Below are 24,360 nucleotides of genomic sequence, written 5' to 3'. Positions count from 1 at the left end.
GGAAAGCGCGGTCCGCGAAAACGCGGAAACCGGCCGGAGAACGGCGCAGAACACCCGGAGAACAGAAAACGGATGGCACGGTCGGAAAAGTGCTTTCGACCACAGTAGAACGGGCGCGGAGGACGGGACGGGGCACGCGTGCCCTCCCGACCGGGCGCCCACCGCCCTCCGGGGCAACGGGCGCGGCGCCTCCCGGCTCCGCCTAGACGGCGGGTTCGGTGAAGTCCTCCAGGCACAGGTCGAGCAGGGCCTGGATCCGGGCTGTGAGCCGTTCGCGGTCGAGCGCCCTCAGAGCCGTCGCCCCCTCGACCAGCCGCACGCGGCTCAGCCCCAGCATGACCGCCGCCACCAGCGATCCGTGCGCCCGTGCCCCGTCCCCGCCCAGGTAGGCGGCCAGCGGGTCGATCATCGCGGTGGTGATCCGCCCCTGGTAGACCGCCTGGAGGTCGGGGTCGCCCGCCGAGTCGTCGAGGGCTCGCTGGAGCGCGGTCCCCTCGCCGTGGAGTCGGCTGACCGCGTGCTCGGCGAGTCTCCGTGTGAGGGTGTCGTGGTCCCCCTCGATCAGCCCCGGGAAGACGCCGTCCTCGCGCAGGATCTCGGTCAGGAGGCCGCGCTTGGCCCCGAAGTAGCGGTTGATCAGCGCGACGTTGACGCCCGCGTGGGAGGCGATCATCCGTGAGGAGACGGAACCATACCCCTCATCGGTGAACAGTTCGCGGGCGCTGGCGAGAATACGGGCCCTCGTCACTTCCCGGCCGCGTGTCGGCCCGGTACCGCTTCCGGTTTCGTCCGGACGGTCCATCTGCATACCCCTCGGCGGCCGTGATCTGGCATTCAGGATTCCAGGTTGGCACCTCCGAACACCCCGTGCATACCGAAACGGGAGCAGAGATACCGATTTGACAGGTCAACACCGTTTACCTATACCAGAGGGAGGACGTCGCCCCCGGCACTGAGCCGCGGGGCTTTCGTGCGTCCACGATCGGGGGACCTGTGGAAGAGCCGTTGCGTGACGAAGGAGAATCCCGGAGCATCCCCCAGAAGACATTGACGGCCCACACAGTGGGCACTGATTCCTCCGACCATCCCACCACCGGAACTCCCGGCTCCTCCACCGTCCGCACCGCCCCGCCCCCTCCTGCGGCGCCGGACTCCCCCGTGGACGACGGCCCCGCGCTGCCTCCGCGCCGCGTCGTGCACCGCATCATGGTCGGCCTCGTCCTGGCCATGCTCACCTCGATGCTCACCAACTCCATCGTCGGCACGGCCCTGCCCACGATCATGGGCGAACTGGGCGGCCAGGACCGGCTGGCCTGGGTCGCCACCTCCGCCCTCCTGACCATGACCGCGTCCACCCCCGTGTGGGGCAAGCTCTCCGACATCTGGGGCCGCAAGCTCCTCTTCCAGGTGGCACTGGGCATCTTCATCGTCGCGTCGGTCGCCGCGGGCCTGGCCCAGGACATCAACTGGCTGATCGCCGCCCGCGCCCTCCAGGGGCTGGGCGTCGGCGGTCTGGCCACGCTGCCCAACATCATCCTCGGCGACGTCGTCTCACCGCGGGAGCGCGGTCGCTACAGCGGACTCATCGGCATGGTCTTCGGTGTGTCCACCGTCCTCGGCCCGCTGGTCGGCGGGTTCCTGGTGGACAGCCCGCTCGGTTGGCGCTGGTGCTTCCTCATCACCGTGCCGCTGGCCGTGGTCGCGTTCGTCGTCATCCAGTTCCTGTTCAACATGCCGTTCGTGCCCCGCCGCGACGCGCCCGTGGACTGGGCGGGGGCCGGACTGATCTTCAGCTCCGCGAGCACCGTGATCGTCCTGCTCAGCCTGGGCGGCACCCAGATCGCGTGGAACTCGCCCCTGGCGTACGCCCTGGGCGCGGCCGCCGTCCTGCTCACCCTGGCGGCCGTGTTCGTGGAGCGCCGCGCCAAGGAGCCGATCATCCCCGCGCGCCTGTTCCGCGACCGCACGTTCGTGCTGGCCTCGCTCGGCTCGGTGTGCGTCGGCATGATGATGTTCGGCCTCATCATCTACATGCCGCAGTACCTCCAGATGGTCCACGGGATGTCACCGACGGTGTCCGGCATGATGACGCTCCCGCTGGTGGCGTCGTTCCTGCTCACGTCGATCGGCTCCGGCTACGCGGTGAGCGGGAGCGGCCGGTGGAAGGCCTACCCGGTCGTCGGCATGCTGCTGTGCGTCGTCGGGTTCGTCGCCCTCGGCCAGGCCCACCTCGACCCGGGGCTGACCACGGTCGTCGTCGGCCAGGCCCTGGTCGGCCTCGGCTTCGGCCTGAACATGCAGCTCCTCCTGCTGGCCACCCAGAGCTCCCTGCCCGTCGCGGACATGGCGTCGGGCACGGCCTCCGTCGTGTTCTTCCGCAACCTGGGCGGCGCCACCGGCGTCGCCGCGTTCGGCGCGGTGATGGTGGGGCGGCTCAACACCGAGCTGGCACAGGCCGCGGCCGCGGCGCGGGCCCAGGGCGCGGCGGACGCCGAGGCCGGGGTGGAGTCGGGGGCCGCCGAGCTGTCGGTCGGGCTCGCCGACGCCGCCGAGGCGGCGCAGGGGTCGCCCGACCTGGTGCACGCGCTCCCCGAACCGGTGCGCGACGTGATCGTCAGCGCCTTCGACCACGCGATGCAGGGCGTGTTCACCGCCGGTGTGCCGATCGCGCTGCTGGGGCTGGTGGCCGTGGCGTTCATGAGGGGCGTGCCGCTGCGCGGCGGCGCCCAGGCGAAGGCGCCGAAGGCGGCCCGGAAGGCGCGGCGGACGCGGAGGTGACGTCCGGGCCGGGTCGGGAGTGCGCTGTCCGGCCCGGCCTCAGAGGTAGCGGCGGAAGCCCTCGGCGGAGTTGTCGAAGCCCAGGGCCGCGTAGAACCGGTGCGCGCCGTGCCTGCTCTCGTGTGACAGCAGCTCGACCTTGTAGCACCCGGCCCGCGTGGCGCGGTCCAGTGCGTCCTCCATGAGCGCCCGGCCGATGCCCCGGCCCCGGGTCAGCGGATCGACCACCAGGTTGTCCACCACGGCCCAGGGCTGGGCGTCGTGTGTGAGGTTGGCGACGACCAGCAGGTCGAGGGTGCCGATGATCTGGCCCCGCTGCTCCGCGACCAGGACGGTACGGTCAGGGTCGGTCTCCATCCGGGTCCAGGCCCGCACGGCCGCTGAGGACATGCGAACGTTCGCGCTCTGCGTGTGGGTCGTGTCGCCGAGTTCACGCAGGAGACGCAGAATCGCACCGAGGTCGGACCGGATGGCCGCGCGGATAATCATGGCTCCGGAATCGTAGCCGACAGCCTGCGACAAGGCGGACGTCCCCCTACAACCGGCCACAAATCACCGAGGGGTGGGGACTGAGTCCCCACCCCTGGATCGCCTGTTCCGCGAAGGTCGGCGTACCGACCGCGGAGTGCCCGACGGCTACGGCTTCCGGATGACCCGGACTCCGTCGTCCCCCGTGGGCGGCTGGTTCGGTCCGGACTCCGGACGCCGGTAGAGGCCGGTGATCCCGGGGTCGCCGCCCGCGTCGCCCGCGGGCGGTGCGGCCGGGGCCTGCTGGCCGAGCTGGGCCTGCGGGGCGGGCTGGGCCTGCTGCCGCTCCTGCGGGCCCTCCGGCGCGGGCCCGGTGAACCGGGCTCCCTGAGGCGGACGGGGAGCCGATCCGGCGTCGCCACCGTCCTTCGCCCCCTCCTCCTGCGACGCGCCGACAGGCTTCGGCGCGTCCTGCCTGACCTGCTGGTCCGGCCTGACCACGGGCTTGATGCGCACCGTGGCCTGGTCCGGCCCCTGCTGGAGCGGAGGCAGCTTGGTGGTGGCCTCGTCCTTCTGCTCCGGGGCAGGCTTGGGCCCCGACTCGGCCTTGGGGCCGGACTCGGGCTTGGCACCCGCGTCGGGCTTGACCGCCTGGGACGCCTCGGACCGGACCTGCTCCGGACGGGGCTTCTCCGCCTCGGGACCCGCGGCCTTGGGCGCGGGCTTGGCCGCGGCCGCCGGCCCGGCCTGCGCGGGCTTGTGCTCCGCGGCCGGGGTGACGGCGTCCTCCCTCGACAGGCCGGTCTCCAGCGCGCCCGCCTTGTCCTCGGCCTCGACCAGGTCGGCCAGGGTCGAGTGCATGTCCTTGAGGCGCCGCAGCGCCTCGGCGTGCGTGGCGGTCAGAGTGGCCAGTCGACGGTCCGCCGTGTCGTGGATCTTCTTCGCGCGGGCCTCGGCCTCGCCCAGACGGCGGTCGCCCTCCTGCTTGGCCTGCTCGCGCACCTGGTCGGACTCCTGCTTGGCGGCGGAGACCATCTCATGGGCCTCCGCGCGCGCCGAGGAGACGATGCGCTCGGCGTGCGACTCCGCGTCCTTGCGGTGCTTGGCGATCTCCTCCTGAGCGCCCTTCTCGATCTCCTTCACCTCGGTCTCGACCTTGGAGCGACGCTCCTTGGCCTCCTCCTCGGCGATCCTGAGGATCTCCGCCATGCGCGCGCTGATCTGCTCGTGCTCAGGCTTGACCTGCGCCTTCTCGCGGGCGATGGCGAGGTCGCGCTTGTACTGCTCCAGCTCGTCGTCCATCCGCTGCAAACGCTCGCGGATGCTCTTGAACTGGTTGTCCATCCGTACGTAGTAGTCGTCGACGTGCGCCTTGTCGTATCCGCCCTTGCGCACCGTCGGAAACCGGTCCTGTTGGAGTCCGCCGCCCGGCAACATATCGCTCATGTGCCCTTCATGTCCTTACACCGTTTGACTGCACGTCGTACCAACGTGGGAGTTGCCCCGTACCCCATTGTCCTGGGAAGACCCATCGAGTCCTAGAAACGACATCCACTCGATTTTGTCCCGTTTGCCCTGATTCGGCCGCATGAGGGGCACCGGCCGCGAGCAGAGCGTGACGTCGCGGACACCGTCCAAACGACCAAGGTAGACACGCGCGGCGCCGCCGCGTCAAGAGTCCCGACGGGTGGATCGCCGCGCGGACCCCGGTCACGTTCTTACTAAGGTATGCGCGATCATCCCCGTACGGGGGCAGAGCGGTCAACTTCCCGCCGGTCTCACCGTGCACGGGGACGACCGCCACACCGCGACGACGTATGAAGGGCCAGGACATGGGTAGTGCGACGGACGGCCAGACGGAGGACGGGCCCCTCGGCCCGCGCATCGGCGGCGCCCCCTTCGGGAGGCCCGAGATCCACCCGACCGCGTGGATCGCCCCCGGCGCCACCGTGGTCGGCCGCGTTCGGCTGGGCGCCGAGAGCAGCGTCTGGTACGGGTCGGTACTGCGCGCCGACGGCGAGGACATCGTGGTCGGGGACAGGGTCAACATCCAGGACCAGTGCGGCATGCACTCCGACCCGGGCCAGCCCGCGATCCTGCACGACGACGTGAGCCTCGGCCACAAGGCCATGGTGCACGGGGCGGTCGTGGAGGAGGGGGCGCTCATCGGCATCGGCGCGATCGTGCTCGGCGGCGCCCGCGTGGGACGGGGCGCGCTGGTCGCGGCGGGCTCCCTCGTCCCGCCCGGCAAGGTGGTCCCGCCCGGCACCCTGTGGGCGGGCGTCCCCGGCAAGGTGGTCCGCGAACTGAACGACAACGACCGGCTCGTCCTCGCGCACACCCCCGCCCACTACGCGGCGCTCGCCGTGCAGCACCAGGAGGTGGTCTGGGCCTGATCCACGGGCCCGGACCACGCGGACGCGGCGGCACACCCGCCGTGTCCGCCCCTCCCCCACCACCGGACCACCGGACGGATGGGCGATTCGGGACTTATGGCTAACCCGGGTGGGGCCCCCACTGGTCCTCACGAGTCATGCGCGACCGATACGCCCCCGCGTAGCCTGAAATCCTCACGCCCGTGGGGCCGGGTTGGTCGCGCCCGCAACCACGAAGGCCCGGTCCGGAGGCCACCGGCACACGCTCGCGACACCGTTCCGGGAGGTGGGCGCGCGTGGAAGACGACACACACCTGCGTCCGCTCGTGCGCCCCTCCCTCCACGACCACGTCGCCCTCGACGAGATCGACCTCTACTCCGAGGTCCTCATCGCCGTGGCCGTCGCCGACCGGCCGCTCAGCGCCGCGGAGATCGACCGCGTCCTCGGCCTCTCCCCCCGGCCCGCCGGGGACGACCCGCCGGACGGGGCACAGGGCGAGGCGCCGGACGGGGCGGATCCCGTCCCCTCCCCCGCGTCCCCGGCCCCGCACACGCGGCCGGTGAAGGGCGGCGGCACCCCGGAGGACGCGCCCCCCACACGGCACACACCGGGCTCCCACCTGTCTCCCAGGCCCGGCGATGCTCCGCCCAGACCGGGCAGGCCGTCGCACCGCGGCCGGGTTCCCGAGCAGAGCCGCCCGCCCGAGGCGCCGCTCACCGGCCCCCGGTTCCTCCCCCGGCAGCGGCCGTACGCCGGCCCGTCCCAGCTCCCGCGCCCCACGCCGTTCACGATGCGGGCGCTGCCCCGCCTGCCCCTCACGCCCTGGTCGTACTGACCGGCTCAGCGGTTGTCCGGCCTCCCCTCCCGTTCGCCCGAAATCGGCCTGATCCGGCCACTTCCCGCCGCTCCGCCACGGCCCTCACGGGGTATTGGCCTCTCAGGACCCCTTCTGTCCCCTCGAGGCGCACACCCTTCCAGGAGCCGCAGATGTACCCAGACGAACCGGACCGCCATGAGCCCCGGGGCGGTGCGAACGAGCGTTCCAGTCGCAGGACCGGTGGGGAGGACGAGCCGGCGCGCAAGGTGACACTCGCCGTCGCGCTCGCGGTGACCTTCGTGTTCCTGCTGGTGACCGCCGCCGGGCTCGGCTGGTTCCTGTCCGACGGCGGCCCCTTCTCGGGCGGCGGCACCGCCGCGTCCGACGAGGGTTCGCCCTCGGACGACGAGGCGGACGGCGACGCCTCCGGAGGGGACTCCCCCTCGCCCGAGGGCACGGTCGAGGACCCGCGTTCGGGTCTGACCTACCAGCTCCCGGGAGAGGACTGGCAGCGGCTCGGCGACGACGAGGTCCCCCCGGAGTACTACTCGTACGCCGTGTACGGTTCGGCGGACGACCCGGACGCGATCATCGTCACCGGCAGCGAGCAGCTCCACGCGGCGGAGCCGATGTCCGTGGCGGGGGTACGCCTCGCGGTCGAGTCGCTGGGCGGCCTGGTCACCGACGTCGCCTCACTCGAGGTCGAACCCTCCGGCGAGACCGACGTGGGCGGGTCGCCCGCGTTCGGTGTGGCGGTGGACGGCGGCGGGGACGAGGCGTCCTACGGCCGCTTCCTCCTGGTGCGGACGGGCGACCGGAACGGCGCGTTCATGCTCGGTATCAACACGGCCGGCGGGGACGACGCGTCCGCCGCCATCGACGAGGCGTTCGCGTCGGTGGGCGTCCTCTGACCCCGGTGTCCCCGGTCTCCTGGAACTCCCCGGTCCCCGCGCTCCCGCCCCGGACGGCCCCCGGTCTCGGGGACGGCGGCGCGGGGACGGGGCCCGACAGCGGCCGGGCCACACGACACGGTCGGGGCCGTCCGGGGCCGTCTCAGAGCGGGAGGACGGCCCGGAGCAGGAAACCGCCGTTCTTCGTGCGGGCGGCGGACAGGGTGCCGCCGCCCATGGAGACACGCTCGGACAGACCCGCCAGACCGTTGCCGGAGGCCTCCTCGGGCGCGCCGCCGGCGCGCGCCCCGTCGTTGGACACCTCCACCACCAGGGCCCGGCCCACGGTGGTGTCCTTCGCCGAGGTGAAGGCGATCTGGCACGCGGTGGCGTCGCTGTGCCGGAGCACGTTGGTGCCGCCCTCCCGCACCACCCACGCGGCCAGCGCCTCCTGTTCCGGGGGCAGGGCCAGGTCGTCCAGGCCGGAGACGGACACGACCGTCCCGTTGGCCGACAGGACCGCACCGACCGAGGCCACCTCCCCCGCGAGGTCGACCTCCCGGTAGCCGCTCACCGCGCTGCGCACCTGCTGCAACGCCTTGCGGGCGAGTTCGTGCACCTCGTCCATCTCCGCGGAGGCCCGCTCGGGCGCGCGATCGACCAGCCTGTTCGCCAGTTCGGCCTTGACCGCCAGCGCCGACAGGCTGTGGCCGAGCAGGTCGTGCATGTCCCGGGCGAAGCGGAGCCGCTCCTCGGTCACCGCCAGCCGGGCCCTGGCCCTCTGGCCCTTCACCGCGTCGTTGGTGACGTCCCACAGCCAGATGGAGGCGAGGGATCCCGCGGCGAGGAAGAGAGCCCAGACGATCGAGACGATCCACGCCAGGAAGAAGGGGACGAACCGGATGTCCAGGGGGCTCAACGGGATCAGCAGCCAGGGCAGCACCAGCAGGAACACGCTGACGAGGGCGCCACGCGCCCGGGAGGCCACGAACACCGCGACGCCCCACCACGCGCCGAGGAAGAACATACCGCTGACGGGCACCTGGAGGGCGGCGGAGGCGACGACGGCCATCGCGATCGAGCCCCAGTAGAGCCCGGGGCTGGGGTCGCGCCGCCCGTCGAGCCGGTCCCGGAGCATGACCAGCAGGATCACGCCGAGGGGGACGGCGACGGCCTCCGCCAGGACGATTCTCCACAGCACCACCGATTCGGTTCCGGCCACCAACTCCAGGATCGGCAGGACGACCATGGCGAGGAGGACGAACACCATCGAGCCGAGGATGATGCGCCGGGCCACGCGGAGCTTGCGCTCGGTCTGCCGACTCCCGGCGGGGTCGGCTCCGTGGTACCTCAACGGCTCTCCTCGTGGTCTCCGGGGGCACTGCTCGATCGGGTCCGCGCTCCGGCGTCACCTTGTAGAGGGAGAACCGCCCGCAGCAGGAAGCCGCCGTCCTTGGTCCTGGCCGCGGACAGGGTGCCGCCGCCCATGGAGACGCGCTCCGACAGGCCCGCCAGACCGTTGCCCGAGGAAGCAGCCCGGTCACCGGCGCCCCGCGCCCTGTCGTTGAACACCTCGACCACCAGTGTCGACCGTCGGGCGGTACGGCCCGGCAGCCGGGTGAACGTCACCGCGCACCGGTCGGCCTCGCTGTGCCGGAGCACGTTGGTGCCGCCCTCCCGCACCACCCACGCGGCCAGGGCCGCGGTGTTCGGGGGGAGGTCGAGACCGTCCAGGCCGGTGACGGTCGTCCTGGTCCCGTTCGCCTCGAGGACGCCGCTCACGGACGCGACCTCCCCCGCCAGGTCCACGTCCCGGTAACCGTTCACGGCTCCCCGCACCTGCTGCAACGCCGAGCGGGCCAGGTCCTGCACCTCCGACATCTCCGACTTGGCCCGTTCCGGCGCGCGTGTGGCGAGCCTGCTCGCCAGTTCGGCCTTGACCGCCAGCGCCGACAGGCTGTGGCCGAGCAGGTCGTGCATGTCCCGGGCGAAGCGCAGGCGCTCCTCGCTGACGGCCAGCCGGGCGCGCGCCGCCTGCCCGCGGATCGCGTCGTTGGTGATGTCCCACAGCCAGAAGGTCGAGGCGAACAGGACCCGCAGCAGCAGTGCGAACCCGATGCCGACCGACCAGGCGAAGGTGAAGGCGAACGGCGACATCCCGAGGGCCAGGGGGAGGGTGAGCGCCTTGAGCCAGCTCAGAGCCGCGACCGCCAGGCCGAGGTTCCGGCTCGTCCGGGAGGGTGTGGCGTTCGCGACCACCCCCCACCAGGCAGCCAGGACCAGGACGGAGTTGAGCAGGTTCTGGACCATGGCGAAGGCGAGGAGGCTCAGGGCGAGCGACCAGACCACCAGCCGGCCGTCGGCGGCGCGTCGGCCGTCGATGCGCCCCCGGATCATGAGGAGGAGCAGGACACCGGAGCCGAGCGCGGCGGCGGACGACACCGCGGCCATCCACAGCGGGAGGCCGGCGTCCGCCAGGTAGGTGGCGTCGACGCCGGTCCAGCAGATCTGGATCAGCGCCAACGGGTACATCGACCAGGCGGTGATCCTCCGGGAGGTCCGCAGCCGGGTCGCGTTCCTCGCGCTCAGCCCGTCCGGATCGACGGCCCTCTCCCCCATGCCCACGGTCCCCTCCGCCTGTACGACCCGACGCCCCTCCAGGTACCCGCCCCGTTGTCCACAGGTCCGGGAACGCCCTGGTACGACCCACCCCACCCTGTCAGGGTGGTGGAAAAAGCCTCGCAATGGGAAGTCGGATGAGATTCCGGGACGGGGGGACCCCCGCCCCGCGCTCCCGCACGCCCACACATCCGGGCCGTCCGCGCCGTCCCCGGAGCGTCCCGCCCACCGACGCGGGGGCCGGGGCGGCCGTCCGTCCACGGCTGCCCCGGCCCCCGGCTCCCGCCACCGGTCACGGCTGGCGGGGGTCCCACTTGAAGAACTTGCGCACCAGCAGGGCGAGAACCACGGTCCACGCGAGCACCACGCCGATCGACGGCAGCGCCGCCGCCCACAGGCCCAGGTATCCGGGCTGCGTCGCGGCCTCGAATCCGCCGAACACGTCGTAGCCGGTGAAGGCGGCCTGGGCCGTCAGGGTGACCGGTGCGACCGGCAGCAGCATCATCACCTCGCGCAAGGGGTCCGGCAGCATGCTCAGCGGGACGAACAGCCCTCCCAGGAACAGCAGGATCATCATCGGGACCATCGCCGCCATCTGGGCGGCCTCGGCGTTGCGCACCATCGGGGTGATCAGGAGGCCGAGCAGGGTCATCGGCACGGTGCTCAGCACCACCGCCACCATCAGCATCAACGGGTCCTGCGGCATCGAGCCCGTGAACGCGGCGGTCACGGCGGTGATCAGCACCCCGACCAGCAGCGAGAAGAGCGCCACCACGCCGATGATGGCGCCGAAGATCGCCGCCTGCGGCACTCCGCTCACCCGGAGCCGCTTCAGCACCAGCGCCTCACGGCGTGCCGTGAACACGTTGGAGGCGTGGCCCAGGCCGACGATCAGGCCGATGCTGCCGAGCGTCCCCGCCATCGACATCGCGGTGCTGTCCACCCCGGGGAAGACCTCGTAGGACTCCATTCCCAGGGAGACCACGAGCAGGAACATCGGCAGGGCGAGGAACATCCACGCGGTCTTGTACCGCACGAACAGCGTGAACTCGGTCCGGGTCAGGCGCACGGCCTGCCGGAACCAGCCGATGGTGGGCCGGGGCCGTCCCGGGGCCGCTGTGGCCTCCGCGGCCGCGGTGGGTGTGGTCATGGTGTGCTCCTCAGAGGTCTGTGGGGGGAGATGTCGGATGCGGGGGTGCGCGGCGCGCGGCCGGTGGGCGCGTCGGCCGGTCCCCCGGGGGTCTCAGTCCGAGACGAGGTCCGCCGCGCCGTCCGCGACCCGGAGGAACACGTCCTCCAGGGAGGCGCCGCGTACCTGGAGGTTCTTGAGCGTGGTCCCGTTGTCGGCGGCCCACCCGACGAGCGCGGCGACGGCGTGGTGGGCCCGGTCCGCGACGTCGCCGCCCAGGACGGTGTACGTGGCCCACAGGGAGTGGTCGCGCGTCTCCACGGCGACCTCGGCGTCGGCCAGCCGGGGCAGGTCCCCGGTGCGCACGTCCTCGGGGAGCACGAAGCTCACCCGGTCGCCCCAGCCCGCGAGGACCCCGGCCAGGGTCCCCTCGATCCGCACCTCGCCCCGGTGCATGATCGCGAGACGGTCGGCGAGGCGCTCGGCCTCCTCCAGGTAGTGGGTGGTGAGGAGGATCGCGACGCCGTCCCTCTTCAGGTCGCTGATGATCCGCCAGGTCTCCTGGCGCGCCTCGGGGTCCATGCCGGTGGTCGGCTCGTCCAGGTACAGGACCTCGGGCCGGGTGACGAGGGCGAGCCCGAGGTCGAGCCGGCGCTTCTGGCCTCCGGACAGCTGGCGGACCGCGACCCCGCGCCGGTCCAGGAGGTTCACCAGGCCCAGGATCTCGTCGGCGTCGCGCGGGTCGGCGGCGAGGTCGTGCGCGAGGGAGACGGTCTCGCCGACGGTCAGGTCCTCCAGCAGGCCGCTGCCCTGGAGGACCGCGTTGGTGCGCTCCCGGACGCCGGACGGCTGGCCGTAGGGGTCGGATCCGAAGACCCGGACCGTGCCGGCGCTGGGCTTGCGAAAGCCCTCCAGCGTCTCGATGGTGGTGGTCTTGCCCGCACCGTTGGTGCCGAGGAGGGCAAAGAGCTCTCCGGGGTGGATCTCGAAGGACACGCCCCGGACCGCCTCGAAGGAGCCGTAGCGCTGGCGCAGGTCCCGGACGACCACCGCGGGCCCGGGGGTGTCCGGGAGGGTGTCGTGTGCCTGGGCGGTGTTCGCAGTGGTCGTCATGCGTCCAGGTTCCCGCGGAGCCGGGTCCCCGGCACAGACTCCGTTGTCACCGGCTGCCGGTGTGGAATCTCCCGGCGCCCGCACTGACAAATGTCATCCGTTCCGGACCCGGTCGGACGGGGCCGCCCGCACACGCCCCTTCCCCCAGGATCGCGTGCGGGAGGCCCGCGGTGGCAGCGAGCACGCCCGGCCCCCTCATCACTTGCGTCGGGCGTCCTCGCTGACCGTGGGGGGCCGGCCGGTGCGCCGGCCGGCCCCCTTCCCCGTCGGACGGTCCGGCCGGACCTGTGGGAGCGGCCCCCCGACCAGGCTCCCGACCCATATCCGGCCGTGTCCGCCCGAGGGCGGTTTTGCCCGATCCCGCACACGTGAATCGGACCGACACCTGCGCGTGGTGTCGATAAGAGTTCTACACGAACACCGGCTTCCGTGTAGGGAGAACCGCATTCATGAAGAAGTTTCATTTCGCCAATCCGCACCCCGGGAGTTCGTTTCGCGGGAAGCAGCATCCCGGACGAACTCTCCCCCGAAGACGGTCGTCCTCACGCCCACCGGGGAAACGCCGTGAATACCGCACGTCGGCGGCCTCCGGAGCGGCCGGACAGTCCGAATCCCCAACCGGGTACGACGTCGCAGGACCCGCAGGGCCCTTGCACCGCCTCCGCCGCAGCGGCCGCACACCCTCGGACCGCTCGGCCGAAACGGTGGACGGTAACGCGGCTTTGGGCCCCACTGGGCGTCCGTTCCGGATTCACCGGAGCCGCCCCGAGGATGGCGATGTGGCGAAATAACTTCGTTCTGTCCGGGGGGCCGAACCGTGGCACACAGGCGTTTACGGCGCCTTCCCGTCACCCTCTCCTTTTCCCCCGGAAGGGCGGCCGGTGCGCAGCGCGTTCTCCACGCCGGGGGATGAGCGGGAGGGCTCCCGCACGGACCGCGAAGGCCGGACGTTCCACTGCTGCCGACACGGTCATGAGGTCGGCGGTTGCCGTCCGCGGAGCCGGCGGGTTCGAGGACTGGGGGGCCGACGGGGTGTGCGTGGTGAGGTCGTCGCCGTCCCGGGTCGCTCAGCGGGCGCCCGCAGAGGCACGGAGCTGTTCGGTCAGCCGCTCGAGTTCGGCCGCCGCGGCAGGCGAGTGGTCGTCGAGTCCGCTGTGCACGGCCGTCGGGCTCCTCAGGAACCGCCGGAACACGGGCACGAGGAGCCCTTGTGGCAGAGCCCGCAACGCGGCGAACGCGCGAGGTACCGGCGGCGTCCCCATCACGGCGAGGTTCTGCCGCATGAGGTGGAGCATGCCGCGGATCGCGTCCGGGTCGTCGGCCAGCGCCACCGGGCCGCCCGCCGCGTGTACGGCCTGCCCGAGCGGGACCTCGAACGCGGCGTGCGTCCTGAGCCAGGCCTCCATCCGCGGCTCGGCCTTGGCGTTGATTCCCGCGGTGCGGAACGTCTCCACGATCCGTGCCAGTCGCGGGGTGGTACGGCCGTCGGGCTCGCCGATCGGCATCGCGACCCGGCGGGTGATGACAGTGCTCTTGCGGTAGCGGACCACGTCGCCGTCCATCGTGCCGCCGGTCGTGGGGAAGCCGAGCAGCAACCGCTCGCGGCCGATCCCCGCGCTCAGCGCCTCCGGACCGGCCGCCCAGTTGAGCAGGAACAGCACGTCACCTTCGACACCGGAGAGTGACTCCAGCACCGCGTCCACCTGGTGGGTGCGGACGAAGACGGTGATCAGGTCGTACCCGCCGTCCGGGCGCTCGACCACCGGTACCGGCACCCGTCTGACAGCTGGGCTGTCTTCCGCGGCGAGCCGCACTCCGTGCCGGCGCAGGGCGTTCAGACGCTCGCCCCGGGCGAGGAGCGAGACGTCGTGGCCGGCCTCATGCATGTGGGCGGCGAACAGGCTGCCGCACACTCCGGCGCCGTACACGAGCAGCTTCATGAGAGCTCACTTTCACACGTTCGTTTGAATCATACGTTCGTTTGATTCAAACATATGTAGAGTCCCTCGTGTGGCGACACCAGACACCAGTACCCAGATCCTCGACGCGGCCGAGCACCTCTTCGCCGAGCACGGATACCGCGGCACCTCGGTCCGCGCGATCACCACACTCGCCGGAGCGAACCTGGCCGCCGTCGGCTACCACTTCGGTTCGAAGGCGAAGCTGATGGCCGCAGTCGCCCGCCGCGTGATCGAGCCCATCAACGCCGCCCAGTGCGCCGGACTCGACGCACTGCTCGCCCGGACCCCCGACCCACCGGTCGGCGAACTGGTGGAGGCGTTCGCGGGGCCGCTGTTCGACGAGATGCCGGCCGGCGACGAGGGCGGCGCCCGCACGTCCCGGCTGATCGTGACGATCCTCAGCGACCCGGCGGAGGAGGCACGCGGCTGGACCGGCCCGGCCGAGGACTCGGTCCGCGAGCGCTACCTCGCAGCCTTCACGCGCGTGCTGCCCGACCTCTCCCCGGAGGAGCTGAGGTTCCGGGTGCGGGGGATCCTCGCCGTGACGGCCGTCGACCGCCTCGAGGTCCACCAGCAGCCCTCCCCCGGCTGCATGTACCCGGTAGCGGGCGAAGCGGCCCGGCGATGGGCGCTCACGTTCCTCACGGCAGCGATGAGCGCGCCACCGACCCGGACCTGACGACCCAGGTCAGCGCGCCTGGTGCGCGCGGAGGTGGTCGCGCAGGGAACGCGCCACCCGGGCCATGAGCGCCTCGGCTCCCGGCTGGTGGACGGCCGGAACCCGCGACTCGGTGAGCACCGACACCGCGAACACCTGGCCGTCGGCGTGCTCGACCACCCCGAACTCGTGGCGCAGGTTGAGCAGGGTGCCGGTCTTGGACGACCAGGTGGAGACGTCGGAGGTGAAGTCCGGGGCCAGGCGGTGGCGCAGGACGTTGCCGCGCATCAGCTCCCGCACCCGCGCGGCGATCCCCGGGTCGATCACCGAGGGCCGCCACAGAGCCTCCAGCAGGTCGGTGAACGCCCGCGCCGACCCGGAACTGGCCCGGGTCACGTCGAGCTGGGGGATGCGGTGTCCGCGACCCGCCGTGCCCTCACCGATGGCCAGCGAGTGGGCCATGTGCGCGTGGTCGGGGCCGAGCAGGTCCGCAGGCGTCCGATTGAGGTCGCGGAGCTTGTGCCGGACGGTGATGCCGCGCAGGCCCGCGGATCGGAGCCAGGCGTCGACCCGGCCGGGCGGTGTCACCTCGAACAGGGTGTCGGCGGCGGTGTTGTCGCTCAGACAGGTGCTGAGGTAGAGCAGATCCTCGATGCTGACCTTCGCGGGGTGGCGGAACCTGCTCATCCCCGTGTGCATCGGGAGGTCGCTCCTCCCCGGCTGCACGAGGAGCTGCTCGGAGCCGTCGATCTCCCCGACCCGGATGCGTTCGAGCGTGGCGACGGCCAGCGGGACCTTGACGAGCGAGGCCGTCGAGAACTCCAGCTCGGGTTCGATGCCCAACTCCTCCCCCGTGTCGAGGTCGCGGACGAGGAACGACCCCCGCAGACCCGCGTCGTCGAGTTCGCGGCGCAGGTCACGGACCAGTCCGGTGGCGCTCACGCGGTCTCCCCCTCTTCCCCTCCGTCGGGTGCGCCCAGACAGCGGGCGATCTCCCGGCCCAGGAGCGTGCGCAGGCGCTCGGCGTCCTCACCGGTGTCGGCGACCACCTCGTAGCCGCGGGCGAGGCTGATCCCGCCGGTCGGACGCCAGTGCAGCCCCAGTTCGCCGGCCTGGCGGCGGGAGCACAGCAGGAGGTCGTCCGAACCCAGCACCTCCACGACGGCGGAGGCCAGGGAGGCGGCCACGGCGACCTGGGCGGGTCGCAGGCCGGCGGCGTCCCGCAGACGGTTCAGGGGATCGCGTACGTGCGGGACGTCGTCCTCGGGCTGGATCCAGACCCGGCGGCCCCGCGAGGCCGACCTGTCGCGGTCCACGCGGAGGGTCTCCACGTGGACGGCGCCGACCCGTGGCTCCGCGGCGCTTGCCAGCCCGAGGGGCACCGTCCAGGCGCCCTCGCCGGACGGGGTGCCCGCGAGGGCGGCGCGGACCTCCCGTGCGCCCAGGAGTTCGGTCCGGGCCGCGGGCGGGGCGGGGCGGAAGTCCAGGTTCAGGCCCTTCCTGCGGGCCTCCGCGCCGAGCTCGGCGAGGTCGCGGGTGGCACAGGTGTCGGGCACGGCGAGGCGGAGGGGCCGCAGGACGGCGCGCTCGGCGTCGTGCTCCATCTCCTCCGCCAACCGGACCAGGCGGCGGGCGGACGGCAGCATGTCGCGCCCGAACTGGGTGAGGGTGGCCCTGCGGGTGGAGCGGTCGAACAGGCGGGCGCCCAGGTGGCCCTCCAGCGCCGCGATGCGCCTGCTGGCGACCGGTTGGGGGATGCGGGCGGCGGCGGCCCCGAGGGTGAAGCTGCCCCTCTCGCTCACGTTCACGAACGCCTTGCAGGCGCCGACGAGATCCATGCCGGTCACCCTATGCCTCTCCGGCATGGAAGGCGGACCTCCCGCCGAGGAGTGCATGGTGCGCGGACGCCGTCCTCCCGTGCTCCGTCCCGGGGAGGGCGCGGGCCCGCCCGTACTCCGGGCGGACGCGGGAGGGGCCGGTCACCGGTCGCGAGAGTTCTCGCGTCGGGTGACCGGCCCCTCCCCTGCGTCGGCGCGCGTGCGCCAGCGGTCAGGCGTCCGCGGCCTCGGCCGCCTTCGGGGCCTCGCCCCGGACCGAACGCAGCAGCAGCTGGGAGACGTCCACGACCTCCAGCGACTCCTTGGCCTCGCCCTGCGACTTCTTCTCGTTGATCGCGTCGCCGAGCATGACCTGGCAGAACGGGCAGGCGGTGGAGACGGTGTCGGGGTTGGTGGTCAGCGCCTCGTCCACCCGCTCGGTGTTGATGCGCTTGCCGATCCGCTCCTCCATCCACATGCGGGCGCCGCCGGCGCCGCAGCAGAAGCCGCGCTCCTTGTGGCGGTGCATCTCCTGGGTCTTGACCCCGGGAACCTGCGCCATGATGTCGCGCGGCGGCGTGTACACCTTGTTGTGGCGTCCCAGGAAGCAGGGGTCGTGGTAGGTGATGTTCTCGTCCACGGAGTTGACCGGGGTGAGCTGCCCCTCCTCCACCAGCTTGGCCAGGAGCTGGCTGTGGTGGATGACCTCGTAGGCCCCGCCGAGCTGCGGGTACTCGTTGGCGAGGGTGTTGAAGCAGTGCGGGCAGCTGGCCACGATCTTGGTGACGCCGGCCTCGTTGAGCGTCTCCACGTTCTGCTGCGCGAGCATCTGGAAGACGTACTCCATGCCCAGGCGGCGGGCGGGGTCACCGGTGCAGGCCTCCATGCCGCCCAGGACGGCGAACTTGACGCCCGCGATGTCCAGCAGTTCGGCGATGGCCTTGGTGGTCTTCTTCGCCCGGTCCTCCAGCGCTCCGGCGCAGCCGACCCAGAACAGGTACTCGGTGTCCTCGGGCAGCTTGTCGTCGACGACCTGGACCTCGACCGGGTTCTCCTGGGAGGCCAGCTCGGCGATCCAGTCCATGCGCCGGTCCTCGGCCATGCCCCAGGGGTTGCCCTTGTTCTCCAGGTTCTTGAGGAGCGTGTTGGCCTCGGACGGGAAGTTGGACTCGACCATGACCTGGTAGCGGCGCATGTCGAGGATGTGGTCGATGTGCTCGATGTCGACCGGGCACTGCTCGACGCAGGCGCCGCAGTTGGTGCAGGCCCACAGCTCGTCGGGGTGGATGACGCCGCCCTCCTCCTCGGTGCCGACGAGCGGCTTGTTGAGGAGTGCGAGGACGTCCACGCCGGCGTGGCTCTCGTCGGGCTTCTCGGCGAGGGTCTCCTCGGTGATGCCCTGGAGGAGGTACGGGGCCTTCTCGTAGGCGTGCCGCTGGAGGTCGAGGATGACCTTCTTGGGCGAGAGGGGCTTGCCGGTGTTCCACGCGGGGCACTGCGACTGGCAGCGGCCGCACTCGGTGCAGCTGGTGAAGTCGAGGAGGCCCTTCCAGGTGAAGTCCTCGATCTTGCCCGCGCCGAACGGGTCCTCGTCCGGGTCGGCCTCCTCGAAGTCGAGGGGCTTGGTGCCGGACTTGTCCATCATCTGCTTGGCCGCGCCGAGGGTCGGGGATCCGTCGGCGTTGCGCTTGAAGTAGATGTTGACGGGGGCGATGAAGCGGTGCCAGCCCACGCCCATGGTGAGCTTGAGGGCCAGCACGACGAAGAACGCGTAGCTGATGACCAGCTTGAACGCGGCGACCAGGGCGATGCCCGGGTCGGCGACCGCGAGGTCGCCGGGCAGGATCGCGCCGACGGCGTGGGAGATCGGGGTGGCCCAGACCGGGAAGGGGAACGTGTCGGAGGCGACCTTGAACCCGCGGATCACGAAGATCGCGAAGAGCAGACCGATGATGTACGCCTCGACGTAGTAGCCGGTCCACTGCTTGGAGTACATGAAGCGGGACTCGCGGCCGATCCGCGAGGGTCGGTTGACGAACCGGTAGGCGGTCAGGCCCAGGATGCCGACGAGGCTGGTTCCGGCGATGAACTCGATCGCCAGGCCGTAGATCGTCCAGTCGGAGATGATCGGCAGCGTGAAGTGCGGGTCGAAGACCTCGCCCTGCGCCTCCACGACCGTGAAGGCGAGCAGCGGGAACGAGACCATCACGAACCAGTGCGCGACACCGATCCACGGCCGCTTGAGCATGCGCCCGTGTCCGAGGATCTCGATGACCGCCATGGTGAACCGTTGTCCGAACGGCCCCTTGCGCTCCGGCTCCACCGCACGGCCCACACCCACGGTTCGCACGATCTGGCGGATGGCCAGACCGAACAAGGTGAACGCGACCACGGCGAAGACCGAGGTGATGATGCCCAGCGTCAAGTACAGAGGATGCATCGTCCGTGGCCTCCCATCCTGCTTCTCGTCGGCCGGTGCGCCACACACCGGCGGTCGGAACTTATGTTACTAGCGGGTAATCGCGCAGCCGCCACCGGATCACCCCACCACCGGGCGGGGCCCCGGCGGGCGCCCCGCCCCCGCCGCGGGCGGAGCGGGCCGCGGGACCCGGCCTCCGCACGCGCGCCGACGCCGGCGGGCGTCAGCGCAACAGAACCACGCGAGCACACCCGGATCGACCCCGGACACACCGCACGTCCCCCTATATGTAGCGGACCGCGAGCACCGGAAGGCGCCTCGGGGCATCGGTGGGACCACCAGAGATCGACCCCGATCCCAGGTTGGGGCAATGGGGAGGCGGGGGCAACCGGGACCCGGGGGCTGTGGAAAACCGGCGCGGGCCACCCCCGGGGCCCCCTCGGAGAACCCTGACCTCCCCTGGTCTTCGGGTCAAGGAAGTCCCCGAGTTGTCCCGGGGTTCGCCCATTTCCCTCGTGAAGAGTGCCCAGGTCGGGAACATCCCGGCCTGGTCGGCCGTTGTCAGGGCGTAGGAAGTAACTTGAGTCGAGTCGACTCAACTGACTTGACAGCCCCCACTCGACGAAGCAAACTTACGCCTGAACGACTCAACTTTGACGGAGGAAGCAACCATGGCTCGTGCGGTCGGAATCGACCTCGGTACGACGAACTCGTGTGTCGCGGTCCTGGAGGGCGGCGAGCCGACGGTCATCGCCAACGCCGAGGGCTCCCGCACCACCCCGTCCGTCGTCGCCTTCGCGAAGAACGGTGAGGTTCTCGTCGGTGAGGTGGCCAAGCGCCAGGCCGTCACCAACGTCGACCGCACCATCCGCTCGGTGAAGCGCCACATCGGCACCGACTGGACGGTGAAGATCGACGACAAGACCTTCAACCCCCAGCAGATCAGCGCCTTCGTGCTCCAGAAGCTCAAGCGCGACGCCGAGGCCTACCTGGGCGAGGACGTGACCGACGCGGTCATCACCGTCCCCGCCTACTTCAGCGACTCCCAGCGCCAGGCCACCAAGGAGGCCGGCACGATCGCGGGCCTCAACGTCCTGCGCATCATCAACGAGCCGACCTCGGCCGCCCTCGCCTACCACCTGGAGAAGGAGGAGGAGGCGACCATCCTGGTGTACGACCTCGGCGGCGGCACCTTCGACGTCTCCCTCCTGGAGGTCGGTGACGGCGTCGTGGAGGTCAAGGCGACCAACGGCGACAACCACCTCGGCGGCGACGACTGGGACCAGGCGATCGTCAACTGGCTGGTCGAGCGCTTCAAGAACTCCAACGGCGTGGACCTGTCCAAGGACAAGATGGCGCTCCAGCGCCTGCGCGAGGCCGCGGAGAAGGCCAAGATCGAGCTGTCCAGCTCCAGCGAGTCGGGCATCAACCTGCCCTACATCACGGCCTCGGCCGAGGGCCCGCTGCACCTGGACGAGAAGCTCTCCCGCGCCGAGTTCCAGCGCCTGACCTCCGACCTGGTCGAGCGGACCAAGACCCCGTTCCAGCAGGTCATCAAGGACGCCGGCATCAGCGTCGACCAGATCGACCACGTGGTCCTGGTCGGCGGCTCGACCCGTATGCCCGCCATCGCCGGCCTGGTCAAGGAGATGACCGGCGGCAAGGAGCCCAACAAGGGCGTCAACCCGGACGAGGTCGTGGCCATCGGCGCCGCGCTCCAGGCCGGTGTGCTCAAGGGCGAGGTCAAGGACGTCCTGCTCCTGGACGTCACCCCGCTGTCGCTGGGCATCGAGACCAAGGGCGGCGTGTTCACCAAGCTCATCGAGCGGAACACGACCATCCCGACCAAGCGCTCCGAGATCTTCACGACGGCCGACGACAACCAGCCGTCCGTGCAGATCCAGGTGTACCAGGGCGAGCGCGACATCGCCCAGTACAACAAGAAGCTGGGCGTCTTCGACCTGACCGGTCTGCCCCCGGCGCCGCGCGGCGTCCCGCAGATCGAGGTCGCCTTCGACATCGACGCCAACGGCATCGTCAGCGTCACCGCGAAGGACCTCGGCACCGGCCGCGAGCAGTCCGTCACCATCTCCGGCGGCTCCGCGATGTCCAAGGACGACATCGACAAGATGGTCCGCGACGCCGAGCAGTACGCCGAGGAGGACCGCAAGCGCCGCGAGGAGGCCGAGGTCCGCAACAACGCCGAGTCCCTCGTCTACCAGACCGAGAAGGTCATCAAGGACAACGAGGACAAGATCCCGGCGGACGTGCGGTCCGAGACCGAGGCCGCGGTGGCCGAGCTCAAGACCGCCCTTGAGGGCTCCGACGTCGAGACCATCCGCTCCGCGAGCGAGAAGGTCGCGCTGGCCAGCCAGAAGATCGGTTCCGCGATCTACAGCCAGGGCCAGCAGGGCGGCGACGGCGAGGCCGGCCCGACCGCCTCGGACACCCCCGACGACACCGACGTCGTGGACGCCGAGATCGTCGACGAGGACAACGGCAAGGGCACCCAGCAGTCCTGAGTCCCAGGTCGAGTCGAGGAAGGAGGGCACGTCGGAGATGGCGCCGTCGGACAACACGAACAATCACGACACCGGTGACGGTGAAGAGAAGCAGGGGCCGGTGATCCGCGACAACCGCCGGATCGATCCCGAGACCGGTGAGGTCCGGGAGCCCCGGGGGGCCACCGCCTCCGAGGAGGCGGCCGCCGAGCCGGACGACTCCGAGGAGGAGGTCGTCGAGGCCGAGCTGGAGGACTTCCCCGAGATTCCGGACACGCCGGAATCCGTGGTCACGGACGCGATCAACGCGGACGAGCGGGTCATCGAGCTGACCAACGACATCAAGCGCGTGCAGGCGGAGTACGCCAACTACCGCAAGCGCGTCGAGCGCGACCGCGTGGCGGTCCGCGAGGTGGCCACCGCCCAGGTCCTCGGTGAACTCCTGCCGATCCTGGACGACATCGGCCGCGCCCGGGACCACGACGAGCTCAACGGCGGGTTCAAGGCGGTGGGCGAGGCCCTGGAGGCCTCCGTCACCAAGCTGGGCCTGGAGCGCTACGCGGACCAGGGCGACGAGTTCGACCCGAACATCCACGAGGCGCTCACCCTGGTGCCGGTCCCCAACATCTCCGTACAGTCGGTGATCGAGGTGTTCCAGCCCGGGTACCGCATCGGTGAGAGGATCCTCCGTCCGGCCCGCGTGGTCGTCGGGGACCCGGTCGACGGCGGTGGCGAGGCTCCGGCCGAGTCCGCCGAGTCCGCCGAGAGCAACGGGGCCGCCGGAACGGACGGGGCCGACGCCGCGACCGAGCCCGGTGGCGAGGAGAACGGCAAGTAGCGGGCACGCCCGTGACGCTCCGGCCGTGACCTCCGCGTGAGCGGCGGTCACGGCCGGAGTCGGACCCCGGCCCGTGGCGGGCCGGGGTCACGTGGAACCATCGGACGCAACCGGCACCAGCGGGGAGAAGGCACCAGTCGATGAGCACCAAGGACTACCTGGAGAAGGACTACTACAAGGTCCTGGGAGTCTCAAAGACCGCCTCGAAGGACGAGATCAAGCAGTCCTACCGCAAGCTGGCCCGTGAGAGCCACCCCGACGCGAACACCGACGACCCCAAGGCCGAGGACCGCTTCAAGGAGGTCTCCGAGGCGTACAACGTCCTGTCGGACGACAAGCGCCGCAAGGAGTACGACGAGGCGCGTTCGCTGTTCGGCGGGTCATACCGCCCGGGCGGCGGCACCGGGCCCGGCGGGTTCGACATGGGCGACCTGTTCGGCCAGGGCACCCCCGGGGGCGGGGGCGGGGGCGGCGCGGGCGGCGAGCGCCTGAGCGACCTCTTCGGCGGGCTGTTCGGCAACCGCGGCCGGGGCGGCGGGGGGACCCGCAGCCGGCGCGGCGCCGACGTCGAGACCGAGACCAACCTGAGCTTCCGCGAGGCCGCCGACGGCGTCACGCGCTCCTTCCAGCTGACCAGCGAGGAGCCGTGCCCCACCTGCAAGGGCACGGGCGCCAAGCTCGGCACGGCCCCGCGGATGTGCCCGAAGTGCTCCGGCACCGGGCACGAGAACACCAACCTGGGCGGCTTCTCGCTGTCCGAGCCGTGCAGCGAGTGCAAGGGCCGCGGCCTGGTCGTGGACGACCCCTGCACCACCTGCCACGGCAGCGGGCGCGGCAAGAGCACACGCACCATCCAGACCCGCATCCCCGGCGGGGTGTCCGACGGCCAGCGGATCAGGATCAAGGGCAAGGGCGCGCCGGGTGAGAACGGCGGTCCGGCGGGTGACCTCTACGTCGTCGTCCACGTGAAGGAGCACCCGGTGTTCGGCAGGAGCGGCGACAACGTGACGATCACCGTGCCGGTGAGCTTCCCCGAGGCGGTGCTCGGCGCGGAGGTCCGCATCCCGACGCTCAACGGCTTCCCGGTGACCGTGAAGATTCCGCCGGGCACGCAGAACGGTCACAAGCTGCGGGTGCGCGGCAAGGGCGCGACGCGCAAGGACGGCACCGCCGGCGACATGCTCGTCACGGTCGAGGTCATGGTGCCCAAGACGCTCAGCGGTGACGCGCGGGAGGCCCTGGAGAAGTTCCGCGCGGCGACGTCCGACTACGACCCGCGTGACGGACTCGAGGCGCGGGCGAAGGGTGCGTGAACGACGTGAACGACTCCTTCGGCGCTGACGCCCCGGTCTACGTGATCTCGGTGGCCGCCGAACTCGCGGGGATGCACCCGCAGACCCTGAGGCAGTACGACCGGCTGGGGATCGTCTCCCCCGGTCGGGCGTCGGGCCGGGGGCGCCGCTACTCCATGCGCGACGTGCAGACGCTGCGCGAGGTGCAGCGGCTGTCCCAGGAGGAGGGCATCAACCTCGCCGGGATCAAGCGGATCCTGGAGTTGCAGCACGAGGTCGAGCAGCTGCGGGAGCAGATCTTCCACGTGGCGAACGAGCTGGAGGCGGCCCGGCGGGCGGTGTCCAGGCGGGGCAGGCCGGCCCGCCCCGAGGCGGGGCCCGCGGTCCGCGGCGAGCTGGTGCGCCGTACACGTGTGACCATCTTCAACACCGCCGAGCCCTTCGGCCCCGCGGGAAGCGACGAGGAGCCCCGGGACACCGGTCCCAACTCTCCCGGCCAGCAGGGGAAGCCGGGCCAGGGCGGGTCCGGCCCGGGGATTCCCGGGCAGGGCGGCCCGCCGGGGCAGGGCGGCTCCGGCCAGGAGGGCCCGCAGCGCGGGACGGGGGCCGACGGTCCGGAGAGGGGCCGTCCGGAGGACGGGCAGCGCTGAGGACCTCCACTCCGGTGTCACGGGCAGAGGTCGG

Annotated in this window: 20 protein-coding genes; 9 read left to right on the top strand and 11 right to left on the bottom strand. The window is 71.5% G+C overall.

Annotated elements, in window-relative coordinates:
* Positions 1–202 precede the first annotated feature (202 nt).
* Positions 203–802, bottom strand: coding sequence for a TetR/AcrR family transcriptional regulator (locus tag Q8791_RS19785; protein ID WP_330093238.1), 600 nt, complete (start codon positions 800–802; stop codon positions 203–205).
* 404 nt (positions 803–1,206) lie between these two features.
* Here Q8791_RS19785 and Q8791_RS19780 point away from each other — a divergent pair, with 404 nt between their 5' ends.
* The gene (locus Q8791_RS19780; protein ID WP_330093324.1) at positions 1,207–2,778 is read left to right on the top strand and encodes an MDR family MFS transporter; all 1,572 of its coding nucleotides are present in this window, start codon (positions 1,207–1,209) and stop codon (positions 2,776–2,778) included.
* 39 nt (positions 2,779–2,817) lie between these two features.
* On the opposite strand, the gene Q8791_RS19775 is transcribed toward Q8791_RS19780, so the two are convergent.
* Positions 2,818–3,267, bottom strand: a complete 450-nt coding sequence (locus tag Q8791_RS19775; protein ID WP_330093237.1) for a GNAT family N-acetyltransferase — start codon at positions 3,265–3,267, stop codon at positions 2,818–2,820.
* Between the two features lie 147 nt (positions 3,268–3,414).
* A complete protein-coding gene (locus Q8791_RS19770) occupies positions 3,415–4,683 on the bottom strand; it encodes an ATP synthase F0 subunit B (protein WP_330093323.1) in 1,269 nt (422 codons plus the stop codon).
* 395 nt (positions 4,684–5,078) lie between these two features.
* Between Q8791_RS19770 and Q8791_RS19765 the strand changes: the two genes are divergently transcribed.
* The 3 genes from Q8791_RS19765 to Q8791_RS19755 all read left to right on the top strand — a co-directional run bounded on the left by Q8791_RS19765 (position 5,079) and on the right by Q8791_RS19755 (position 7,350).
* Positions 5,079–5,642: a gamma carbonic anhydrase family protein gene (locus tag Q8791_RS19765; RefSeq protein ID WP_330093236.1), complete on the top strand. Its 564-nt coding sequence runs from the start codon at positions 5,079–5,081 to the stop codon at positions 5,640–5,642.
* A 275-nt stretch (positions 5,643–5,917) separates the two neighbouring features.
* Positions 5,918–6,457 (top strand): hypothetical protein, encoded by a 540-nt coding sequence (locus Q8791_RS19760; RefSeq protein WP_330093235.1) that lies wholly within the window; start codon positions 5,918–5,920, stop codon positions 6,455–6,457.
* A gap of 152 nt (positions 6,458–6,609) precedes the next feature.
* Positions 6,610–7,350, top strand: coding sequence for a hypothetical protein (locus Q8791_RS19755; RefSeq protein ID WP_330093234.1), 741 nt, complete (start codon positions 6,610–6,612; stop codon positions 7,348–7,350).
* A 142-nt stretch (positions 7,351–7,492) separates the two neighbouring features.
* On the opposite strand, the gene Q8791_RS19750 is transcribed toward Q8791_RS19755, so the two are convergent.
* The 5 genes from Q8791_RS19750 to Q8791_RS19730 all read right to left on the bottom strand — a co-directional run bounded on the left by Q8791_RS19750 (position 7,493) and on the right by Q8791_RS19730 (position 14,130).
* A complete protein-coding gene (locus Q8791_RS19750) occupies positions 7,493–8,683 on the bottom strand; it encodes a sensor histidine kinase (protein WP_330093233.1) in 1,191 nt (396 codons plus the stop codon).
* Positions 8,680–9,948 carry a sensor histidine kinase gene (locus Q8791_RS19745; RefSeq protein WP_330093232.1) on the bottom strand — a complete coding sequence of 423 codons (1,269 nt, stop codon included), beginning with the start codon at positions 9,946–9,948 and terminating at the stop codon, positions 8,680–8,682. Before Q8791_RS19745 ends, Q8791_RS19750 begins: the two co-directional genes overlap by 4 nt.
* 292 nt (positions 9,949–10,240) lie before the next feature.
* Positions 10,241–11,098, bottom strand: a complete 858-nt coding sequence (locus Q8791_RS19740) for an ABC transporter permease (RefSeq protein WP_330093231.1) — start codon at positions 11,096–11,098, stop codon at positions 10,241–10,243.
* A gap of 93 nt (positions 11,099–11,191) precedes the next feature.
* Positions 11,192–12,190: an ABC transporter ATP-binding protein gene (locus tag Q8791_RS19735; protein ID WP_330093230.1), complete on the bottom strand. Its 999-nt coding sequence runs from the start codon at positions 12,188–12,190 to the stop codon at positions 11,192–11,194.
* A 1,067-nt stretch (positions 12,191–13,257) separates the two neighbouring features.
* On the bottom strand, positions 13,258–14,130 hold the full coding sequence (locus Q8791_RS19730; protein WP_330093229.1) for a ketopantoate reductase family protein: 873 nt from the start codon (positions 14,128–14,130) through the stop codon (positions 13,258–13,260).
* A 70-nt stretch (positions 14,131–14,200) separates the two neighbouring features.
* On the opposite strand from Q8791_RS19730, the gene Q8791_RS19725 reads away from it, so the two are divergent.
* Complete coding sequence (locus tag Q8791_RS19725; protein ID WP_330093228.1) at positions 14,201–14,830, top strand: TetR/AcrR family transcriptional regulator; 630 nt, start codon at positions 14,201–14,203, stop codon at positions 14,828–14,830.
* Positions 14,831–14,839: 9 nt separating this feature from the next.
* Here Q8791_RS19725 and Q8791_RS19720 read toward each other — a convergent pair whose 3' ends face one another.
* From Q8791_RS19720 to Q8791_RS19710, 3 genes are all read right to left on the bottom strand, one after another.
* Complete coding sequence (locus tag Q8791_RS19720; RefSeq protein WP_330093227.1) at positions 14,840–15,751, bottom strand: serine hydrolase; 912 nt, start codon at positions 15,749–15,751, stop codon at positions 14,840–14,842.
* Entirely contained in the window at positions 15,748–16,647 is a 900-nt protein-coding gene (locus Q8791_RS19715) for a LysR family transcriptional regulator (protein ID WP_330093226.1), read from the bottom strand. The genes Q8791_RS19720 and Q8791_RS19715 overlap by 4 nt, the downstream gene beginning before the upstream one ends.
* A 211-nt stretch (positions 16,648–16,858) precedes the next feature.
* Positions 16,859–19,066, bottom strand: coding sequence for a (Fe-S)-binding protein (locus tag Q8791_RS19710; protein ID WP_330093225.1), 2,208 nt, complete (start codon positions 19,064–19,066; stop codon positions 16,859–16,861).
* 650 nt (positions 19,067–19,716) lie between these two features.
* Here Q8791_RS19710 and dnaK point away from each other — a divergent pair.
* The 4 genes from dnaK (at position 19,717) to Q8791_RS19690 (ending at position 24,326) form a co-directional block, all read left to right on the top strand.
* A complete protein-coding gene (dnaK, locus tag Q8791_RS19705) occupies positions 19,717–21,567 on the top strand; it encodes a molecular chaperone DnaK (RefSeq protein ID WP_330093224.1) in 1,851 nt (616 codons plus the stop codon).
* 37 nt (positions 21,568–21,604) lie between these two features.
* A complete protein-coding gene (gene grpE, locus Q8791_RS19700; protein ID WP_330093223.1) occupies positions 21,605–22,384 on the top strand; it encodes a nucleotide exchange factor GrpE in 780 nt (259 codons plus the stop codon).
* A gap of 140 nt (positions 22,385–22,524) precedes the next feature.
* Complete coding sequence (dnaJ, locus tag Q8791_RS19695) at positions 22,525–23,697, top strand: molecular chaperone DnaJ (RefSeq protein WP_330093222.1); 1,173 nt, start codon at positions 22,525–22,527, stop codon at positions 23,695–23,697.
* Positions 23,694–24,326: a heat shock protein transcriptional repressor HspR gene (locus Q8791_RS19690; protein ID WP_330093221.1), complete on the top strand. Its 633-nt coding sequence runs from the start codon at positions 23,694–23,696 to the stop codon at positions 24,324–24,326. The genes dnaJ and Q8791_RS19690 overlap by 4 nt, the downstream gene beginning before the upstream one ends.
* The last annotated feature ends 34 nt before the right edge of the window (positions 24,327–24,360 follow it).

This window comes from Nocardiopsis codii (assembly GCF_036327455.1).
In the GTDB taxonomy this organism is placed as follows: domain Bacteria; phylum Actinomycetota; class Actinomycetes; order Streptosporangiales; family Streptosporangiaceae; genus Nocardiopsis; species Nocardiopsis codii.
The sequence above is the reverse complement of the archived record's forward strand: the minus strand, read 5'-3'. Positions and strand labels throughout refer to the sequence as shown.

Excerpts from the sequence above, each read along its gene's own strand:
- Q8791_RS19770 (WP_330093323.1), bottom strand. The coding sequence starts at position 4,683 with ATGTTGCCGGGCGGCGGACTCCAACAGGACCGGTTTCCGACGGTGCGC.
- Q8791_RS19755 (WP_330093234.1), top strand. The coding sequence starts at position 6,610 with ATGTACCCAGACGAACCGGACCGCCATGAGCCCCGGGGCGGTGCGAAC.
- Q8791_RS19785 (WP_330093238.1), bottom strand. The coding sequence starts at position 802 with ATGGACCGTCCGGACGAAACCGGAAGCGGTACCGGGCCGACACGCGGC.
- Q8791_RS19775 (WP_330093237.1), bottom strand. The coding sequence starts at position 3,267 with ATGATTATCCGCGCGGCCATCCGGTCCGACCTCGGTGCGATTCTGCGT.
- dnaJ (WP_330093222.1), top strand. The coding sequence starts at position 22,525 with ATGAGCACCAAGGACTACCTGGAGAAGGACTACTACAAGGTCCTGGGA.
- Q8791_RS19745 (WP_330093232.1), bottom strand. The coding sequence starts at position 9,948 with ATGGGGGAGAGGGCCGTCGATCCGGACGGGCTGAGCGCGAGGAACGCG.
- Q8791_RS19780 (WP_330093324.1), top strand. The coding sequence starts at position 1,207 with ATGGTCGGCCTCGTCCTGGCCATGCTCACCTCGATGCTCACCAACTCC.
- Q8791_RS19735 (WP_330093230.1), bottom strand. The coding sequence starts at position 12,190 with ATGACGACCACTGCGAACACCGCCCAGGCACACGACACCCTCCCGGAC.
- dnaK (WP_330093224.1), top strand. The coding sequence starts at position 19,717 with ATGGCTCGTGCGGTCGGAATCGACCTCGGTACGACGAACTCGTGTGTC.
- Q8791_RS19715 (WP_330093226.1), bottom strand. The coding sequence starts at position 16,647 with ATGGATCTCGTCGGCGCCTGCAAGGCGTTCGTGAACGTGAGCGAGAGG.
- Q8791_RS19730 (WP_330093229.1), bottom strand. The coding sequence starts at position 14,130 with ATGAAGCTGCTCGTGTACGGCGCCGGAGTGTGCGGCAGCCTGTTCGCC.
- Q8791_RS19710 (WP_330093225.1), bottom strand. The coding sequence starts at position 19,066 with ATGCATCCTCTGTACTTGACGCTGGGCATCATCACCTCGGTCTTCGCC.
- Q8791_RS19740 (WP_330093231.1), bottom strand. The coding sequence starts at position 11,098 with ATGACCACACCCACCGCGGCCGCGGAGGCCACAGCGGCCCCGGGACGG.
- grpE (WP_330093223.1), top strand. The coding sequence starts at position 21,605 with ATGGCGCCGTCGGACAACACGAACAATCACGACACCGGTGACGGTGAA.
- Q8791_RS19765 (WP_330093236.1), top strand. The coding sequence starts at position 5,079 with ATGGGTAGTGCGACGGACGGCCAGACGGAGGACGGGCCCCTCGGCCCG.